Below are 16,626 nucleotides of genomic sequence, written 5' to 3'. Positions count from 1 at the left end.
GCGATTTGTCCGGACTTATGCTCGCCAGTCGGACAGAAGGGGCGGCAAGGCGGGTGAATCGTGCCCGCGCGGGCATCCTCGCACGGAAAACCAGGCTAGGGCCCGGAGGTAGGAAACGCCATGAGGATCGCGGTTTTCGGCAGCACCGGACGGACCGGCCGCCTGCTGTGCGAGCACGCGCTGGAACGCGGACACGAAGTGACGGCGCATCTGCGCAATCCCGAAAAGCTCGCCGATCTGGGCCCAGCGATCGTGCGCGTCGAAGGCGAGCTTTCCGACATGGCGAGCATCGCCCGCGCGATTGATGGCGCCGATGTCGTCGTCAGCGCGCTCGGCACGGTGGATCGCAAGGCGAACACCGTGCTTTCGGATGCGACGACGGCGATCCTTTCGGCGATGGAGCAGGCCGGGGTGCGCCATTTCGCTGCCGTGACCTCGCTCGGCTGCGGGGATTCCTACGGCCGGGTCAACAGCCGCCTGATGAAGCTCGTCATCCGGACGGTCGCGAAGCAGATCTGGGCCGACAAGGACCGGCAGGAACAGGCGATCATGCAGGCCGGCAGCCGGGGCGAGATCGATTTCCTGATCGTGCGCCCGGGCGGCCTTACCGAAGCGGAGCCGCGCGGCAGCTGGACCGAGCTGCGCGGCGGGCAGCGTTCCAAGGGCAGGCAGATGATCGCGCGCGCCGACGTCGCCGACTATATTCTCGGCCGGATCGGGAACCTGCCGTTCGGCAACGACACGGTGATGCTGGTCTGAACCCTATTCGGGGCGCTCTGCCTCGGTGAACATCGTGTCGCGCCTCAAAGAGGCTATCACAGCGTCCTGCAGGGCAGGATCGATCACCGGCCCGCTCGAAATCATCATGCTGGTGCCGGGCACCATTTCATCGGGGCCGGAGATATATTGCCCGATCGTGTCCTCGTTCCACACGAGCCCGTTCTTTCCCGCCTCGGCGAGCGCGGGCGAATAGGGGAAATTGGGCACGGTCCCGGCCCGCTGGCCGAAGATGTTGGCAAGGTTGGGGCCGACCAGATGCGCTTCGCCCGGCTCCATCGTGTGGCAGAACTTGCACCACTTGTATGTTTCGCGGCCGGTGGTGAGCTGAAATTCGGTGGGCGGCGTCCAGTCGACCTGGGCCAGCCGCTCGCGGTGCCAGGTGATCGAGGGGTCGGCCTCGACCACGACGCCGCTCGAAAGCGGCGTCACGCGGAACAGGAGGTAGGGCATGGTGAGGCCGAAGCCGGCCACTGCCGCGATCCCGGCAAGCGCGCCCGTGTTCCAGGCGACGCCGCCGCTCTTGCCTGCGGTGCTGCCGAACCGGCCCCGCCGCACGGCGCGCACCGCCAGCCAGAACGCCGCGACCAGCCCCAGGAAGATGGCGGCCGCGATGTAACCGGCGGTGCGGTCGGCGAAGCTGTTGATCGCGTAGATGAAAAGCGCCGAACGGACGAGGAAGAGGAGGCCGAACCCGGCCGGGAAAGCGGTGATGAAGCCCCGGCCGTAGCGCGCATAGGTATAGCCTGCGCTGATGAGCGCCGCGAGCGCGAGCAGCACGGTCGCATTGGCGCTGGCCGAGTGGAAATAGCCGGTGAATTTCCAGACCGAATGGTCCTTGCCGATGGGGGCGGGGATGGTGAACAGGCCCGCCGGATTGATCGCGCGCCCCTCGGTCCAGCCATAGAGGAAGCCCAATGGCCCGCCGAGCACGACCAGAAGCAGGATAGAAACGCACAGCGCATGGTGCCAGAACCGCGCCGCCGGGGGCAGCGTGCCGGGCGAGAGCGCGCCGCGCTCGCGGATCCACAGCCACAGCCGCCAGATGCCGAAGACGAGCAGCGCGATGCCGATGGCGTAGTGCCAGCTTCTCGCCACGTCGCGGATGGCGGATTCCTTGTCGAGCCGGGGCAGGACGACGATGAGGAACGAATGCGCGATCAGCGACCCGCAGAACAGCCAGCCGATCAGCCGGGCGCGCGCGCTCTCGCCCCCATGGCCTGCTGCCTCAATCATGCGCCCAGCTGGCCGGGGAAATGGGCTTCGTGGGTTTCGGCGTACCAGTCGGCGATTTCCTCGCGGGTCGCCCACCAGATGCCGTCCAGTGATTGGGCGTATTCGATGAATTCGCGCAGCGCCCGGATCGTGTAGGCCCGGCCCGATACGTGCGGGTGAAGGCCGACATTCATGATCCGACCGGTTTTCGCGCCTTCCTGGTGGAGCACTTTGAGCTCCTCTATCAGGATGTCGCGGTATTCGTCCGTCGTGCGGGCATTGCGGGTGAGGATGGTAAAGTCGTTGATGACGTTGGAATAGGGCGTAGCAACGATCGGCCCGGCATCGGTGCGGATCATGTAGGGCTGATCATCGTTCATGATGTCGCAATATGCCTTGAACCCTTCCTCGACGAGGATGGTCGGCGTGTTGAGCGTGCCGCGCAGCGAGCTTGACAGCCACACCTTCGGCTTCTTTCCGGCGTGCTTTTCGTACATCGCGACCGAGCGGCGGATGATGTCGCGTTCGGTGTCGATGTCGTCGTGGAAATCGGTCAGCAGTTCGCCCTGTTCGTAATTGTGGGCGATCAGTTCCCAGCCGCGTTCCAGACAGGCATCGGCCATTGCGCGGCGGCGTTCGAACGTCACGGCGTTGACTGTGCAGCCCGCCTTCGCGCCCATTTCGTCAAACATGTCGAACATGCGCCATACGCCGACGCGCTGGCCGTATTCGCGCCAGGAATAGTTCGGATAGTCCGGGATGCGCCCCGCGAGCGCATTGGGCAGCAGCGCCGGGCCGCCCGCATAATAGGGCTGGTCGGTGTCCTTGACGAGGTCCCAGGTTTCAAGGTTGAAGGTGAACATCAGCGCCACCTTCGCCCCGTTCGGCCATTTTAGCGGCGCGCGCTCGGGCAGCGGGACATAGTCGTATTCGAACATCGCGTTTGGGGCCCCTTCAGAATTCTTCCATCAGCCGGCCGAAGCCCTGCTTTCTATCCATGATGCCGTTCTGGCGCAGCGCGTTCCAGTAGGTCGCGGTGTTGATCGCGATCACCGGCTTGCCGAGCCAGAGTTCCGCTGCGGCGGCGAATTTCACCATCGAGAGGTTCGTGCCGACCTGTACCAGAGCATCGACATCATCCCCGTCGAGTTTCTTCAATTCCTCGCGCAGGGTCGAGGTCGGCACCTGGGCGATCGCGGTCCAGCTGGGGCACTGCAGGCAGGTGTCGCGCACGACCTCGATCCCGTGATCGGCCATGAAATGCGCAACCTGCGCATTGGCGCTGGGGTAATAGGGAGAGATGACGGCGATCCGCTTGATCCCGCCATAGGCATTGAACGCCTCGATCAGCGATTGCGAACCGGTGCAAAGGCTGACCCCCGCTTCCTTCTCGATGTTCTCGCGCCACTTGGCCGCGCCTTCCGCGCCGCCGTAGAAGGTCACCGCGCTCATCCCCATGACGAGGTAGTCGGGATTGCAGGTCAGCACCCCGCGCACCGCCTCCACCGTGTTGCGGCTGATCTCGAGCGTGCCGGCCATGAAGGTCTCGTCCGAGATCGCCTGCGCGTCATCGACCACGATGCGGCTGTAATGGTTGGTGACGCCGGGCACGCGCAGATCGTCGAAATCGGGCTGGACCACGGTGTTGGTCGACGGGCCGAGCACGCCGAACAGCCGCCGGTGGCCAAGCACGTCCGGGTTCGGGCGCGGTTTCAGCGGCATTACGCGGCCATCCTTTCGCGCTCCACGCATTCGATCATCGATTGCCGCAGCAGGAACGCACGGCGCTTGTCCGGATCGGCGCGAATCGCCTCCATCTCGGCCTTGCGGCGGGCGTGGAGCTGGCCTTCGCCTTCCTTCAGGTATTCCATGTTGCGGATCGTCTGGGCCTGGATGAATTCATGCGTCGTCGTGCGGCGCTGGCGTTCGAACGCAGCGAGTTCGGCGTCGGCATCCGCACCTGTCTTGAACACGCGCACCAGCCGCCCTGCAAGGTTGAAGGCGTCGTGGATCCCGCTGTTCATGCCGAACCCGCCGATCGGGTTGTTGAGATGCGCCGCATCCCCGATCAGCGCGACCCGGCCTTCGAGAAAGCTTTTCGCCACCCGCTGATGCACCCGGTAGATCGTGCGGTGGTGCGTCTCGACATCTTCCCCGCGCCCGATCAGCCGTTCGAACACGTCGTTCTTCTTGGCATCCGCGAGCAGCGCCTCGTCCGGCGTATCCATGTCGGCAGGAACCAGCACCCGCCACAGCGACGGCACGCGCAGCAGCACCATCCATTCCTCTGGATCGGAGACATAGTTCACGTGACACAGATTGGAAATGTGCTCTTCCAGCGGCTCTTCGGTGGTGAAGCAGAGGAATTTTTCGGGGTAGGTGAACCCGTGGAATTCGGTGCCGAGCCACTTGCGAACCGTACTGTTGGCGCCGTCCGCGCCGATCAGGTAATCGGCCGTGATCTTCATGATGGAAAGCGGGGTTTCGGCGTGGATGACGACCTCGCCCGGCCCCTGCTCGATTGCGGCGACGCGGTGTCCGAACAGGACTTCGGCGCCCGACTGTTCGCGCACCAGCTCGCTCAGCATGCGCGAGAGGTGGTATTGTTCGCACTGGATGCGGTAGGGATGGCGGGTGACGTCGGCGAGTTCGCTCATGTCGAAATCGATCACGTCCCCCGTGCGCCGTTCGCGGAAGTGATAGACCGGCGCTTTCAGCCCCTTCTCGATCAGGCGCTCGGTGATACCGAAGGCTTCGAGCATTTCGAGCGTCGGCGGGTGGAAGGTCGAGGCGCGCAGGTCGAGCGCGCAATCCGCGCCTTCCTCGAGCAGGACGACATCGACGCCCTGGCTCGCAAGGCAATAGGCCGCGACCGTGCCGACCGGCCCGGCCCCTGCAATCGCGACCTGCGTGCGAATTTCCTTCATCCCCTGCGGCTCCGTAATGTTCCTGCGTGTCGTTTCCGGGCACGGTTCGCCGTGCGCTTTCATCAACCTGTCGACGCTCGGGCGCGCGGTGTGAAACGTCGCCGCCCCCGTTTATCGCCCTGCGGACAACTGGCGCGCCCTCTGGCTTTTGCATGTCGCAGCTATCCGATCAGCGGATAGGGGTGGGCGCGGGCCGGAGCCCTGCGGGCCGAGGCTGGTAATGAGAGGCAACAGGAATTCCCGAAGAGGACGAGGACACATGGCGTTCAACACCAGCCCGCTGCGCGACATCACCGACGAGGACATCGAGACCTACCGCCGCGACGGCGCGGTGTGCCTGCGCAAGGTCCTGTCGCAGGACTGGGTCAAGGCGCTTGAACCGATCGCGCGCGACGTCATAGTGGACAAAAAGGACGTGGGCCTGCTCCCCACCATTCCGGGCCGCTACATGGCGCGCTGCATTCCCGAATATCGCCGGCTGGTGTTCGAAGGCCCGGTGGCCGAGGCCGCAGGCCGCGTCATGCAGTCGAAGGAAATCCGCTTCTTCTTCGACGAATTCTTCGCCAAGCCCCCGCAATCGGACGCGGCGACGCTGTGGCACTGCGACCGCATGGCCTTTCCGGTCGAAGGTTTCATGGTCCCTTCGCTGTGGATTCCGCTGACCCCGATCGTCGAGGAGAACTGCCTCGAAGTGCTTGCCGGCACGCAACATGACGACGTGCCCTACTGGCTGTTCAGCCCCAATGCGCGCAAGATGATAAAGCCCGACGACCGCGTGCCGCATCCCGATATCGAAAGCCGCCGGGGCGAGGAGGGGCTGCGCTTTCTCAAGTGGGAGATGGACCCGGGCGACATGCTGATCGTCCATCCCTGGGCGCTGCATTATTCGGCCGGCAACCCGACCGACGACTGGCGGGTCGCGGTTTCGATCCGGGTGTTCGGCGACGACATCCGCTGGGCCCCGCGGCCCGATTGCCTCAATATCGCAGGCGTCAGCTTCGATGAAATGCTCGACGGGGAAAAGCCCGAAGGCCCGCTCTTCCCGTTGCTGTGGTCCGAAGACGGACGCAGCGAGGATGACAGCGAATATCCGCGCGGCTTCGCGACGCGCTGGTCGGGCCGGGCAATGGGCGATGTCAACGAATACGAGACCTTCAAGCGGATGAAGGAAAAGGAGGACGCGAACCTCCTGTCCGACCGCCGCACCGCGCCTGCGGACTGAGGACGCGGACTAATCGGCGGCGCGCGCCAATAGGTTGGGAATGCGCGCATCGTCATAGGTGAGGTCGACCTCGCCGATCCTCACCACGGTCAGTTCGTGGCTGGGCAGGACATAGACCCGCTGGCCGCCGAACCCGTCGAAATAGACGATGTCCTGCGCCGCGAAGGGTTCGGAATGGGGGACCTTCACCGGATTGCCCGCGCTATAGGCGCGCTCGGGCGTGTATTCGCGCCCCAGCCAGACATGGAGGCCATATTGCGCGTTCGCCTGCGAAGGGGTCGCCATCGCCTCGATCCAGCTTGCGGGCACGACCTGTTCGCCATTCGCGCGGCCCCGATTGCGGATCAGTTCGCCGATCCGCGCCCAGTCGCGCAGGGTCGCCTGCATCCCGGCATAGCCGCGCGCCTTGCCGCCAGGATCGACCCACACCCGCGCCGGGCCATTGCCGATCGGGCACCATAACTCGCTTTCGAGATAGGACAGCACGCCGCCCTTGCCCTTGGCCGCGAGCGCGCGGTCGAGCGCGAAGGTCAGCAGGTTCGTGACCGCGTTGTTGTAGGAAAACTCGCTCCCCGGCTCGCTCACCATTTCAAGCTTCACCGCCTCGGCGCCGATATCGGGAGCGAAGATGATTTTCATGAAATCGGACGGGGCAAGGCCCGATGACATGGTCAGCATCTGGCGCAGCGTGATGGCCCCGCGCGGATCGTCCGCCCATTCAGCGATATAGCCGCCGACAGGATCGTCGAGAGAACCGATCACGCCGTCGTGGATCGCGATGCCGTAAAGCAGGGCGATCACCGATTTCATCATGGAGGCGGACGCGCTGGTGCTGGCCGTGCTCGCGCCTTCGCCATAGCTTTCGTGGACCGGCACGCCGCCGTGCAGGACGAGCAGGCCCAGGCCCTTGTGCTCGTCCGAGAAAGCCTGCGCTTTCGCCAGGGCTTCGGCAAGTTCCGCATTCGGGTCGGCAGGATCGGGAAAGTCCGCAGCGCATCCCTTGATCGCGTAGGTCGGACGGTAGCGTTCGACATCGAGCACGCTCGCGCCCTGCATGTCGGCGGGCGTCATCGGGTTGTCGAGATCGGAATAGCGTTCGTCCGCGGATTGCGCTGCGGCCCCTTCTGCCAGACACAGCGCCAGCGCGGCGGGGGCAAGCCAGCGGGTCATCTTGTGCTTCGTCACGCAGCGTCCTCCTCGTAGCTTTCGCCGGGGATCGCTTCGCCCACCCGGCACGCCGGTGCGTCCTGCACGCCCCCGTCCCTCAAATGGGCCTGCATGAATGAAAGCGTGCGTTCAAGCGCGCGTGCGAACAACTGGGCATCTTCCGGGCCGACCTCGCCGGGCCGCCCGAAGCTGCCGCCGAAATAATGGTCGATCCCCTCGCCCACCCACAGCGCACGCGCGCCCACGGGCGCGCCCTCGTGCGCAGCGACATGCGCGCGCCAGTCGTCGATGAAACCGGGCAGCACGTCCGCCGTCCCGGTGATGGTGAGCGCAGGCGCGGAAAGGCTCGCCCAGCCATCCTTCGCCATCAGCCCCGGCATCGGGCCGGGCGGGGAAAAGGCGACGACCGCATCGACCTCGGCCATGCGTCGGTCCACGCTGGTGCCATCGGGCTCGACCGCCTGCGCCCCGCCGTAAAGCTGCGCGATCAGCGCGCCATAGGAATGGCCGAGCGCGATCACCTTGCCCTTTTCGAGCGCGAGGCCCCTGTCCGCCAGCGCCGCGCGGAGCGCCGGATCGGGTGCGAGCGCGAGTTCCATGTCGGCGGTCCGCCCAGCCCATGTCACCGGGTGGGGGGCGCGCGCTGGTTCGCCTTCGCCGCGCGGATATTCTTCGGAATCGACGTGCATCGGTGCGATCACAACGAAGCCCGCCGCCGCGAGCGGTTCGAGCATGGCGGCATAGCGCGCAGGGCTTGCAAAGGCCCCGTGCGAGAAGGCGAGGAGCGGGTATTCCCCCGGCTTTGCAGGAGCAAAGACGGTGAGCGGGACCAGCCGCCCGTCCTCGGCCCGGTGTTCGAGCGCGAAGTTTCTCGCTTCGCGTTCGAGCAGGTCGGTGCAGGAGGGCGGCGCGCCATCCTCCGCCTGAAGGGCAATCGGCGCGCACGCGGCGAGAAGCAGCGCGCAGGTTCCGGCGATCATGCGTTTCGACATGGGCGCAAGACTGGCATCGGCACACGCCCCCGGTACGGCGCGCGCGCCATGTGTCCGCCAGTCGAACAGTGCGAACCACCGCGCGGGAAGGGGCCTGCGATCTGGTAGCTCTTCGCTTCATGGCGAAACGCTCGGTCTTCATCAGCGGCGGCGGCCCTGCGGGGCTGGCGGCGGCGCTGCTGTTCGACCGGCTGGGCTGGGACGAGATCGTGCTTGCCGAACGCCGCTCGGGCCCTTCCGATTTCGAGAAGAACAAGAGCTTCAACTATCTCGTGGACAAGCGTTCGCAGCGCCTGTTCGACCGGCTCGGCATCCTCGACCGCCTGCCCAAGGTCGGCGTCGCGACCCGCGATTTCGTGGCGACCACGATTCTCCCCGACGGCAAGTCCGAAACCAGGGGCGTGCCGATCATCGATCCCAATCGGCCGGTCTGTTACTGGACCACGCGCCGCGCGCTGCTGACCATGCTTTACGAGGCGATTGGTGAGATCGCGAGCGAGAGCGTGCGGCTGCTCTACGGGCACAGGGTGTCGGCGCTGAGCCGCAGCGAGAAAGGCGGGCTGGCGGTCGAGGTCGAAAGCGGGGAGGGGCGCCGCGAGCGTTTCGAGCCTACACTGGTGCTCGCCTGCGACGGGCTCAATTCCGCGATCCGGTCCGGGCTGTCGGCGATGCCGGACATCGACCCCGCGCGTTTCGAGATGATCGCAACGCCCTCGCTTTCGACGGGCCTGCGCTACAAGGTGCTGAACCTGCCTTCGCGTTTCGCGACCAGAGGGGGGGCACCGGTCGACGATCCGGAGATGAGCTACATCCTGCCGTCGCGCCACAAGGATCGCACGAAGGCCTGCGCCCTGTTCGCCTTTCCGGTGGCCGATCCGGATCACCCGCGCAGCGTCAACATGATCCGCGAGGCGGACCACGAACTCTGGACGCTGAGCACCGCCGACGACCTCCTCGCCTTCCTCGAGGACTCCTTCCCCCAGCTCGCCGTGCGCGATCTCGTGGCGCGCGAGGAGGCGGAGGATTTCGTGTCACTGGAAGCGGGCGCCTTTCCCGCGCCGCAATATGCGAGGGAACTGCTGGCGTCGTTCGGCGAGGGCGGGGCGCGCAGCCATGCATTGCTGGTGGGCGATGCGGCGCACGCCTTTCCGCCCGACCTCGGGCTGGGCGTGAACTCCGCATTGCAGGACGTTGATAAGCTTGCCGATCATCTGGAGGCAGGGGATGATCTGGAAACCGCTCTGTGCGCCTATGCCGCCGAACGCCTGCCCGAAGCGCGCGATCTGTGCTGGCTGGTGACGCACGTCTTTCCCGAACAGTACAACCACCGCCCCTGGGCGATGCGGCGCTGGATAGCGGGGTTCCTGCTACGGCGCGGACTCAATGCGCTCGCCCCGCAGATGTTCGAGCGGCCCGGCTTCTACCTCACGCAGGACCCCGACCTCACCTATGGCGAAATGCGCGCCGCGATCGAGCGGACCGATGGCCGGCTGAAAATGGCGGGGATCGGCTCGCTCGCAATGGGCGCAGCGGCGGCGGCGCTGGCGCTTCGCGGCTAGTCCCGGTCGGCGCCCTGGAGCGCGGTGATCACCCCGGCGGTGATCGTCGCCATCGCCGCGTCGATCCGCTTCTGAAAGGCTGCGTCGGGCTCGAACGTGTCGATCGCCTCGATCGTGACGACGCCCTCGCGTTCGAGCAGGGTTTCGATCACCATCACCCGGTCGGTCAGCACCGCGACCTCGCGCGTCAGCGAAAGCACCGCCCGCGCAAGATTGTCGACATGTTCAGGCCCGAGGATCTGCGTGTCGGGCGTGTTGAAGTCGCGCGGGTCCTTCATGCCTCGGGTTTCCGCCCCTGGATCACGTAAGGGTAGGGGCCCTTGGTCGTCACGTCGACGAAGCCCGCCTCGCGCGCGACCTGTTCGAGATCGAGGCTCGCGCTTTCGCGCCAGTGCGGCTCGCCCCCGAACATCGCGCCACGGTCGGCCTTCCACACGGCGAGCCGGTCCATGTCGGCATAGCGGGTGACATCGCTCATGATCATGTCGCCGCCGGGCTCGAGCAGGCGGAACGCCTCGGCAAAGACCGCGCAGATCGCGTGGGCGGGCATTTCGTGGAGGATGATGTAGCTCGCGACGAGGTCGAAGCTTTCATTCTCGAAATCGGTGGCCTCTGCCGCCTGCTGCGAAAGCTGCCAGTTCCACCCGTTCGCATTCGCGGTGCGCCACGCGTGTTCGAGCATCCGTGCCGACAGGTCCACGCCGACGATCTGCGCGTTCGGGTAGGTCTCGGCGAGCGCGGTGGTGAAATGGCCCGAGGAGCAGCCCATGTCGAGAATGCGGCGGTAGCTTTCCCGCGGGGCCATCGCGGCGACGTCGCGGCGCTGCTGGAAGATGCCGCCGGGGAAGAACCGCCCGACGAGCTTCTTGTGGATGATCTCGCCATGGATGTAGCCCATGTGCGTGTGCCCTTCCCAGCCGCCGGTGGTGCGGTGGAAATGGACGCCGTCCCAGTAATCGGGCGCCTTCAGGTCCGGGTCGAGCCGCAGGGTCGCGGGGCCCTGTTCGGCGGCCTCGAACAGCGGGGCGAGGTCGCCCTCGACTTCCTCGAAGGCTTCCGCGGAGATGCGGCCGTGCATCCGCCCGTGCCAGTCGCCGAGAAGCTGCTGGACCGGGTAGGCCGGGCTGTCGGCAAGCAGCGCGTCCATGTGGGCGAGCCGTTCGTCGAGGTCTTCGGGAAGCGCATCGGGCGAGGCCACCTTTTCGGCGATCGCCGCATCGACGCGTGCGCGGACCGGCCCTGAGGCCGCCGCCATGCCGGCGAGGAAATCGACCGAGGCGCGCCCGCGCTGGCGCAGTTTCGGGTCCTGGAAAGGTGTCGTCATGTCAGTCCCTTATCCTTGTTTCCTGCGAAATCGTCCTCGCTCAGCCGGTATCCCGACAACAGCAGCATCGCGATCACCCCGAACACCGCGGGCAGCCACGATACCGAAACGAGCAGCGCCGTGTCGACATCGCCGCCCTGCGGCACGTCGAAAGGCAGCTTGTTGTCGAACCCTGCAAAGGACAGCGCGAAGCCGACGATCAGCGGGCCGAGCGCGCCGGTCAGCTTTTCGACGAAGCTGTAGAGCGCGGTGAACGCCCCTTCGCGCCGCACGCCGGTGCGCTCCGCATCGGCGTTGATGATGTCGGTCAGCATGCTCATCGCCATCACGACATTGCCGCTGAAGGCGAGGCCGACCAGCGCGCCGCGCAGCACGATCGCCCAGATCGGTTCACCTTCCGATGCGAGCGACCAGCTCAGCGCGTAGAGCACGTTGGTCCCGGCGGCGAGATAGTAGGCGTTCTTCTTGCCGATATGGCGCGACAGCATGACGAGCAGCGGCGCGCAAAGGATCGTCGAGGCAGTCACGGTCACACCGAAGATCGCGAGCGTGTTGAAATCGCGCCCCAGGCTCTGGACGAAGAAATAGGCGAAGGCCGCAGCGGTCGTCTGCACGCCCATCAGCTGCGCGAACTTGACCGAGATCAGCCGCAGGAAATGGCGGTTCTGCTTCACCGCGCCGAATTCCTCGACCAATTGGGTCATGTTGCTCTTGTCGGACTTGCCTTCCCCATGGGTGAAACGCGCGCGCGCGGTCGCGTAATAGGCTGTCATCAGGCTCGCGAAGATCAATGCGGCGCAGATCAGCCCGACGATCGCCCAGCTCTGCGCCTCGGTCTTGCCGAGCCATTCGAGCACGACCTTGACCCCCGCGCCTGCGATCAGCGATCCCAATGACACGAACACCATGCGAAAGGCGTGGATAGAGGAACGCTCGTGGTAATCCTCGGTCATCTCGGCCGGCATCGCCATGTAGGGGATGTTGTAGATCGTGTAGCCGATCGCGTAGAAACTGAGCACGATGAAAAGCCAGGCGGCGGTGAGGTACTGGCTCCCCAGCATCGGCGTGGTGAAAATGAGCGCGAAGCTCGCCGCGGCCATGATCGCGCCCCAGAACAGGAACGGCCGCCGCCGCCCGCGCGGGGATTCGAACCGGTCGGACCAGACGCCGACCATCGGGTCGGTGACGACATCGATGAGCTTGGCAAGGAAGATGACGGTCCCGGCCAGAGCGGGCTCGATCTGCAGGATGCTCGCGGCGAACAGCAGGATGAGGCCCGAAATCCCGTTCATCAGCAGCGAGATGCCGAACGCGCCCGAACCCCAGCCGAGCTTGAGCGAGAAGGGCAGTTTCGCCGAAGCGGCGGGGGCGTCTGCGGCCGGGATCGGGGCGGCGGTGGATGCCATCAGCGGGTCCTTGCGCTCATTGTTGCGACTGCGGTTCAGGTTGTGGGTGCGGCTGCGGTTCGGGCAGCGTCTCGCCCGCCTGCGCCGCGGCGTCGCGGATCAGGAGGTTGGGGATCACGGTGTTGTCCCACGGCGCGTCCCTGGGCGGCGCATCGCCGGTTCGCAGCACGATCATGTCCTGCGAGGGGATCATGTAGACCACCTGGTTGGCATTGCCGTCGAACAGGACGAGGTCCTTGTCGAGATAGGGCTCGCGGTGCGCGACCTTTCCATAGGGAACGCTGGGATGGGCGAAGCCGCGCTCTGCCACATAGGGACCGGCGACCCACACGCCCATGCCGTAATGCGGGTTTTCGGCGGTGGCGGTGCGCATGGCCTGCGCGTAACCTTCGGGAAGCAGGCGCTCGCCCTCCCACACGCCGTCCGCCATCACCAGCATTGCCATGCGCACCCAGCTTTGCGCCGGGAGCAGCAGGCAGCAGCCCGAATGCGCGGTGCCGCCTTCGCGGTTGACCCAGATATCGCCGCCCATCGCCCCGATCGGCTCGAGCAGCGCTTCGGTCAGGTATTTGCCGTAGCGCATGCCGGTCGCGCGTTCGATGACGGGGGCGACGAGTTCGGAATTGGCGTTGGAATATTCGTAGCGCGTGCCCGCCTCGTGGGTGACGGGGTAATCGTTGATGATCACCTCGTCATGGCGCGGGTGGAGATAGGCGCGGTTGAGAATGTCCTCCGGCTCGCGCGAGAAACCCTGCGGCAGTAGGCCGGTACGCATGTCGAGCAGGTGCCGCACGAGGATCTTCTCGCGCGCGGGATCGCCCTGCCATTCGGTCAGGAAATCGGCGACCGGCTGGTCGAGCGATTCGATGTGCCCCTGCCGTATCGCCCGCCCGACAAGCAGCGCGGTCACCGGCTTGGCGAGCGAGCGCGAGACGACCGGCGTCTCGAGGGTCGTTTCGCCGAAATAGCTTTCATGCCGGATCGTGCCGTCCTTGACGATGATGAAGGCATTGGAATTGCGCGCTGCCGCATAGGCTTGCGCTTCGGCGAGCGCTTCCGCCGAAAGACCGGGCGCGTCGGCCACCGGCAGGGGCGCCGCATGATCCGCACCCGCGACGGGCTCGAGCGGGTCATAGGAAGCAAGCCCGGCGCCCGTGCGCGCGGCTTCGAGCAGCTGGTTGAAGCGTGCGAGGTAAACCGCCTCGTCCTCGGCAGGATAGGCCGTGCGGCTGTCCGCGGCTGCGATGGCGGCAGGAGCGGGGGCGGGCGCGGCGAGATCCTGCGCCCCGCTTTCCCCGCCGTCGGTGTCCTGCGCGGCCACACCTGCGGCGGCGGCGAGCGCGATGCCGGCAGCGGTCGCCATCATGCAGATGAGGCGGGATCGTTGGATGGTGCGAAGCGACGCGTGGTTCATGGCGTGGTGCTAATACCCTCGTGCAATCCGCGAAACCTAGACGAGCCTTGGCGTCCTTCAGGTCCATGACCCTCATTTGACCGCCAGTCGGAGAGTTTCAACGCATCGCCGCGACATATTGTTGCGGCAAACCCCATCTCCGGATCCGGTGTCGCTCCAAACTCTACAAGACGGGGGAAATATCCTATGGGCCGCTTCACACAAGGGACAAGCATCGGTGCAATCGCGGCGAGCCTTGCGCTCGCGGCGCCGCCGGCTGTCTTCGCGCAGGACAACGAGGAGGCCGAAGCCGAAACCGCCCGTGCCTCGAACACGATCATCGTCACCGCCCGCAGCCGGGCCGAGGACATCCAGGACGTGCCGATCGCGATCACCGCTTTCGGCGAAGAGGACATCGACCGGCGCGGCCTGCAGGAACTCGACGATGTGGCGCGCTTCACGCCCGGTTTCAGTTTCGAGGATTTCTCCGGCGGTTTCGCCCAGCCGGTCATCCGCGGGCAGGCGACGACCCGCGTGACCGCGCTTGAATCGAACGTCTCGACCTTCTTCGACGGGATCTACATGCCCCGGTCCTGGGCGGTCGATATCGGCACTGTCAATCTGAGCCGGATCGAGATCGTCAAGGGTCCGCAAAGCGCGCGCTACGGGCGAAACGCCTTTTCGGGCGCGATCAACTACATCCCGAAAAAGGCCGAACTGACGGGCGAGATCGAGGGCGAACTGACCGCCACGATCGGTTCGGACGAACGCTATGACGGCGGCATCTTCCTCAATTTCTCGCCGGTCGACAATTTTGCGCTCGCGGCGAGCTACAATTATTCGAGCTTCGACGGGACGTGGAACAACGCCCATCCCTTCGCCGACACCCTCAACGCCGACGGGCCCAGCACCACCGGCAATGTCGGCGGGTGGGAGAACGAGGCGCTTTCGATCAGCGCGGCGGCGGAAATCGCTCCGGGCATCAGGCTCAATGCCTCCTACAATTATTTCGACGTCAGCCAGGAAGCGCGCGCCTCGCGCTATTTCGCGGACTCGACGGGCGGCATTCTCGATCCCGAACAGAGCCTCGACCTGACGCCGATCACCAATGCCGGCGCGCTGCGGTTCGGGAATTTCCCGCTCCTGCGCGGCGAATTTCCCGGACCGGCCGATTCCGTCCTGGTCGACCCGCGCAGCTTCGCCAACCAGTCGCAGACCGGCATTTTCCGGGCCGAGGTGGATGCCGAGATCACGGACAGCCTGACGTTCAACTACATCTTCGGCAACGTGAACGGCGATGTGAACATCGGCACCAGCGGGGAACCCGATCCGATCAATTGCGGCACGGTGGTCAACATCGTCGGCCCGCTCTGCAATTTCCAGCAGACCCCGGTCGGCGGCATCGACTATGACACGCACGAGGCGCGGCTGACTTTCGACAACAGCCAGATCAGGGCCTCGGTCGGCGGGTTCATCTCGGACGGGACGGACACGAACCGCTTTGCGAGCATCAACCTCCAGCCGATCACCGATGCGAACAATTTCCAGCCGCTCAACGGCACGCCCGTGCCAAACCTCAACCCGGCCGGCCCGTTCAACATCCTGCTGGCGGACGAGAACACCCGCACCGAAGTCGTCTCGGTTTTCGGCGAACTCTACTGGACCTCGGCCGACGGACGGCTGACGCTGGGCGCGGAGACGCGTTATTCGGAAACCGAGATCACCGCGATCGACAATCGCCGCGAGGCGACGCTGAACGAGACATTCGACGAGTTCACCCCGCGCTTTACCGTCGAATATGAATTCAATCCCGACGTCATGCTGTTCGCTACCGCCGCGCGCGGTGCCAAGGCGGGCGGCTTCAACGTGACCGCGCGCAACATCGAGGACCGCACCTTCGGCCCGGAAACCAACTGGACCTACGAAGCGGGCATCAAGAGCGCGTTCCTCAATGGCGACCTGATCTTCAACGCCTCGCTCTTCTACACCGACTGGCAGGACATACAGATCAACGCCGCGGACGAGGATCCGGCCGATCCTACCAATCCCAACGTGCCAAACATCACGGTCAATCTGGGCGATGCGGAAGTCTACGGGATCGAGCTCGCGACGCGCTGGCAGGCGAGCGACAATTTCAGCCTCGATGCGACCTTCAGCCACACCGAGGCGACCTATGGCGACGGTACGGTCGACAGCCGTTTCAGCCGCGGCACGCCGGGCGTGAACGTTCCCTGCGACAACGTGGTTTGCAATGCCAACGGCGACATCGGCGGGAACGAAGTCGAACGCACGCCGCCGACCCAGGCCTCTTTCGGGGCGCAGTGGGACGGCGAACTGGGCGGCGGGAACAGCTATTTCCTGCGCGGCGATGCGAGCTGGCAGAGCGAGTTCTTCGGCGACAGCGCGAATGTCTCGATCATCCCCGATCGCTTCCTCGTCAATGCGAGCGCGGGCCTGACCTTCGACGATCGTTATTCGATCCGCGTATGGGCGCGCAACCTGCTCGACGAGACCTACACCTCGAACGCCTTCATCGTGGTACTGCCCTTCGGCAACACGTTCGGCCAGTTCTTCGGCGAACGCCGGACCTTCGGGGCGACGGTGACGGCGGACTTCTGACGCCCGTAAGGGCCCGACGCGAGAA

14 protein-coding genes are annotated in these 16,626 nt (G+C 65.6%); 4 read left to right on the top strand and 10 right to left on the bottom strand.

All coding sequences use genetic code 11. The annotated features are described in order from the left end of the window. Positions 1-120: 120 nt before the first annotated feature. The gene (locus tag Ga0102493_RS10265) at positions 121-759 is read left to right on the top strand and encodes an NAD(P)-dependent oxidoreductase (RefSeq protein ID WP_034900724.1); all 639 of its coding nucleotides are present in this window, start codon (positions 121-123) and stop codon (positions 757-759) included. A 3-nt stretch (positions 760-762) separates the two neighbouring features. On the opposite strand, the gene Ga0102493_RS15750 is transcribed toward Ga0102493_RS10265, so the two are convergent. Genes Ga0102493_RS15750 through Ga0102493_RS10245 form a run of 4 tightly spaced genes read right to left on the bottom strand, consistent with a single transcriptional unit; the run spans position 763 to position 4,919 of the window. After that, on the bottom strand, positions 763-2,013 hold the full coding sequence (locus Ga0102493_RS15750) for a hypothetical protein (protein ID WP_051697493.1): 1,251 nt from the start codon (positions 2,011-2,013) through the stop codon (positions 763-765). Next, positions 2,010-2,930 (bottom strand): polysaccharide deacetylase family protein, encoded by a 921-nt coding sequence (locus Ga0102493_RS10255; RefSeq protein ID WP_034900725.1) that lies wholly within the window; start codon positions 2,928-2,930, stop codon positions 2,010-2,012. Before Ga0102493_RS10255 ends, Ga0102493_RS15750 begins: the two co-directional genes overlap by 4 nt. Positions 2,931-2,946: 16 nt before the next feature. Continuing rightward, positions 2,947-3,714, bottom strand: a complete 768-nt coding sequence (locus tag Ga0102493_RS10250; RefSeq protein ID WP_034900726.1) for a maleate cis-trans isomerase family protein — start codon at positions 3,712-3,714, stop codon at positions 2,947-2,949. Further along, positions 3,714-4,919 (bottom strand): FAD-dependent oxidoreductase, encoded by a 1,206-nt coding sequence (locus Ga0102493_RS10245; RefSeq protein WP_034901702.1) that lies wholly within the window; start codon positions 4,917-4,919, stop codon positions 3,714-3,716. Before Ga0102493_RS10245 ends, Ga0102493_RS10250 begins: the two co-directional genes overlap by 1 nt. Positions 4,920-5,178: 259 nt before the next feature. On the opposite strand from Ga0102493_RS10245, the gene Ga0102493_RS10240 reads away from it, so the two are divergent. After that, positions 5,179-6,141: a phytanoyl-CoA dioxygenase family protein gene (locus Ga0102493_RS10240; RefSeq protein ID WP_034900727.1), complete on the top strand. Its 963-nt coding sequence runs from the start codon at positions 5,179-5,181 to the stop codon at positions 6,139-6,141. A 9-nt stretch (positions 6,142-6,150) separates the two neighbouring features. Here Ga0102493_RS10240 and Ga0102493_RS10235 read toward each other — a convergent pair whose 3' ends face one another. Continuing rightward, entirely contained in the window at positions 6,151-7,326 is a 1,176-nt protein-coding gene (locus tag Ga0102493_RS10235; RefSeq protein ID WP_051697495.1) for a serine hydrolase domain-containing protein, read from the bottom strand. Continuing rightward, the gene (locus Ga0102493_RS10230; RefSeq protein WP_034900728.1) at positions 7,323-8,300 is read right to left on the bottom strand and encodes an alpha/beta hydrolase family protein; all 978 of its coding nucleotides are present in this window, start codon (positions 8,298-8,300) and stop codon (positions 7,323-7,325) included. The genes Ga0102493_RS10235 and Ga0102493_RS10230 overlap by 4 nt, the downstream gene beginning before the upstream one ends. A gap of 119 nt (positions 8,301-8,419) precedes the next feature. Between Ga0102493_RS10230 and Ga0102493_RS10225 the strand changes: the two genes are divergently transcribed. Further along, complete coding sequence (locus Ga0102493_RS10225) at positions 8,420-9,859, top strand: FAD-dependent oxidoreductase (RefSeq protein WP_034900729.1); 1,440 nt, start codon at positions 8,420-8,422, stop codon at positions 9,857-9,859. On the opposite strand, the gene Ga0102493_RS10220 is transcribed toward Ga0102493_RS10225, so the two are convergent. From Ga0102493_RS10220 to Ga0102493_RS10205, 4 genes are read right to left on the bottom strand one after another with little or no spacing between them, the layout of a single operon-like run. Beyond that, positions 9,856-10,137 carry a hypothetical protein gene (locus Ga0102493_RS10220; protein WP_034900730.1) on the bottom strand — a complete coding sequence of 94 codons (282 nt, stop codon included), beginning with the start codon at positions 10,135-10,137 and terminating at the stop codon, positions 9,856-9,858. The genes Ga0102493_RS10225 and Ga0102493_RS10220 overlap by 4 nt on opposite strands. Continuing rightward, entirely contained in the window at positions 10,134-11,183 is a 1,050-nt protein-coding gene (locus Ga0102493_RS10215; RefSeq protein WP_051697497.1) for a class I SAM-dependent methyltransferase, read from the bottom strand. The genes Ga0102493_RS10220 and Ga0102493_RS10215 overlap by 4 nt, the downstream gene beginning before the upstream one ends. Further along, positions 11,180-12,589, bottom strand: coding sequence for an MFS transporter (locus Ga0102493_RS10210; protein ID WP_034900731.1), 1,410 nt, complete (start codon positions 12,587-12,589; stop codon positions 11,180-11,182). Before Ga0102493_RS10210 ends, Ga0102493_RS10215 begins: the two co-directional genes overlap by 4 nt. A gap of 16 nt (positions 12,590-12,605) precedes the next feature. Further along, positions 12,606-14,003 (bottom strand): serine hydrolase domain-containing protein, encoded by a 1,398-nt coding sequence (locus Ga0102493_RS10205; RefSeq protein WP_034900732.1) that lies wholly within the window; start codon positions 14,001-14,003, stop codon positions 12,606-12,608. Positions 14,004-14,189: 186 nt separating this feature from the next. Between Ga0102493_RS10205 and Ga0102493_RS10200 the strand changes: the two genes are divergently transcribed. Then, positions 14,190-16,601 (top strand): TonB-dependent receptor, encoded by a 2,412-nt coding sequence (locus Ga0102493_RS10200; RefSeq protein ID WP_034900733.1) that lies wholly within the window; start codon positions 14,190-14,192, stop codon positions 16,599-16,601. The last annotated feature ends 25 nt before the right edge of the window (positions 16,602-16,626 follow it).

The sequence above is a fragment of the Erythrobacter litoralis genome (genome assembly GCF_001719165.1).
GTDB lineage: Bacteria > Pseudomonadota > Alphaproteobacteria > Sphingomonadales > Sphingomonadaceae > Erythrobacter > Erythrobacter litoralis.
Note: the sequence above shows the minus strand (reverse complement) of the source record. Positions and strands in the feature narration are given on the sequence as shown.

Coding starts and splice junctions, on each gene's coding strand:
- Ga0102493_RS10265 (WP_034900724.1), top strand. CDS start 121: ATGAGGATCGCGGTTTTCGGCAGCACCGGACGGACCGGCCGCCTGCTG.
- Ga0102493_RS15750 (WP_051697493.1), bottom strand. CDS start 2,013: ATGATTGAGGCAGCAGGCCATGGGGGCGAGAGCGCGCGCGCCCGGCTG.
- Ga0102493_RS10255 (WP_034900725.1), bottom strand. CDS start 2,930: ATGTTCGAATACGACTATGTCCCGCTGCCCGAGCGCGCGCCGCTAAAA.
- Ga0102493_RS10250 (WP_034900726.1), bottom strand. CDS start 3,714: ATGCCGCTGAAACCGCGCCCGAACCCGGACGTGCTTGGCCACCGGCGG.
- Ga0102493_RS10245 (WP_034901702.1), bottom strand. CDS start 4,919: ATGAAGGAAATTCGCACGCAGGTCGCGATTGCAGGGGCCGGGCCGGTC.
- Ga0102493_RS10240 (WP_034900727.1), top strand. CDS start 5,179: ATGGCGTTCAACACCAGCCCGCTGCGCGACATCACCGACGAGGACATC.
- Ga0102493_RS10230 (WP_034900728.1), bottom strand. CDS start 8,300: ATGTCGAAACGCATGATCGCCGGAACCTGCGCGCTGCTTCTCGCCGCG.
- Ga0102493_RS10225 (WP_034900729.1), top strand. CDS start 8,420: ATGGCGAAACGCTCGGTCTTCATCAGCGGCGGCGGCCCTGCGGGGCTG.
- Ga0102493_RS10220 (WP_034900730.1), bottom strand. CDS start 10,137: ATGAAGGACCCGCGCGACTTCAACACGCCCGACACGCAGATCCTCGGG.
- Ga0102493_RS10215 (WP_051697497.1), bottom strand. CDS start 11,183: ATGACGACACCTTTCCAGGACCCGAAACTGCGCCAGCGCGGGCGCGCC.
- Ga0102493_RS10210 (WP_034900731.1), bottom strand. CDS start 12,589: ATGGCATCCACCGCCGCCCCGATCCCGGCCGCAGACGCCCCCGCCGCT.
- Ga0102493_RS10205 (WP_034900732.1), bottom strand. CDS start 14,003: ATGAACCACGCGTCGCTTCGCACCATCCAACGATCCCGCCTCATCTGC.
- Ga0102493_RS10200 (WP_034900733.1), top strand. CDS start 14,190: ATGGGCCGCTTCACACAAGGGACAAGCATCGGTGCAATCGCGGCGAGC.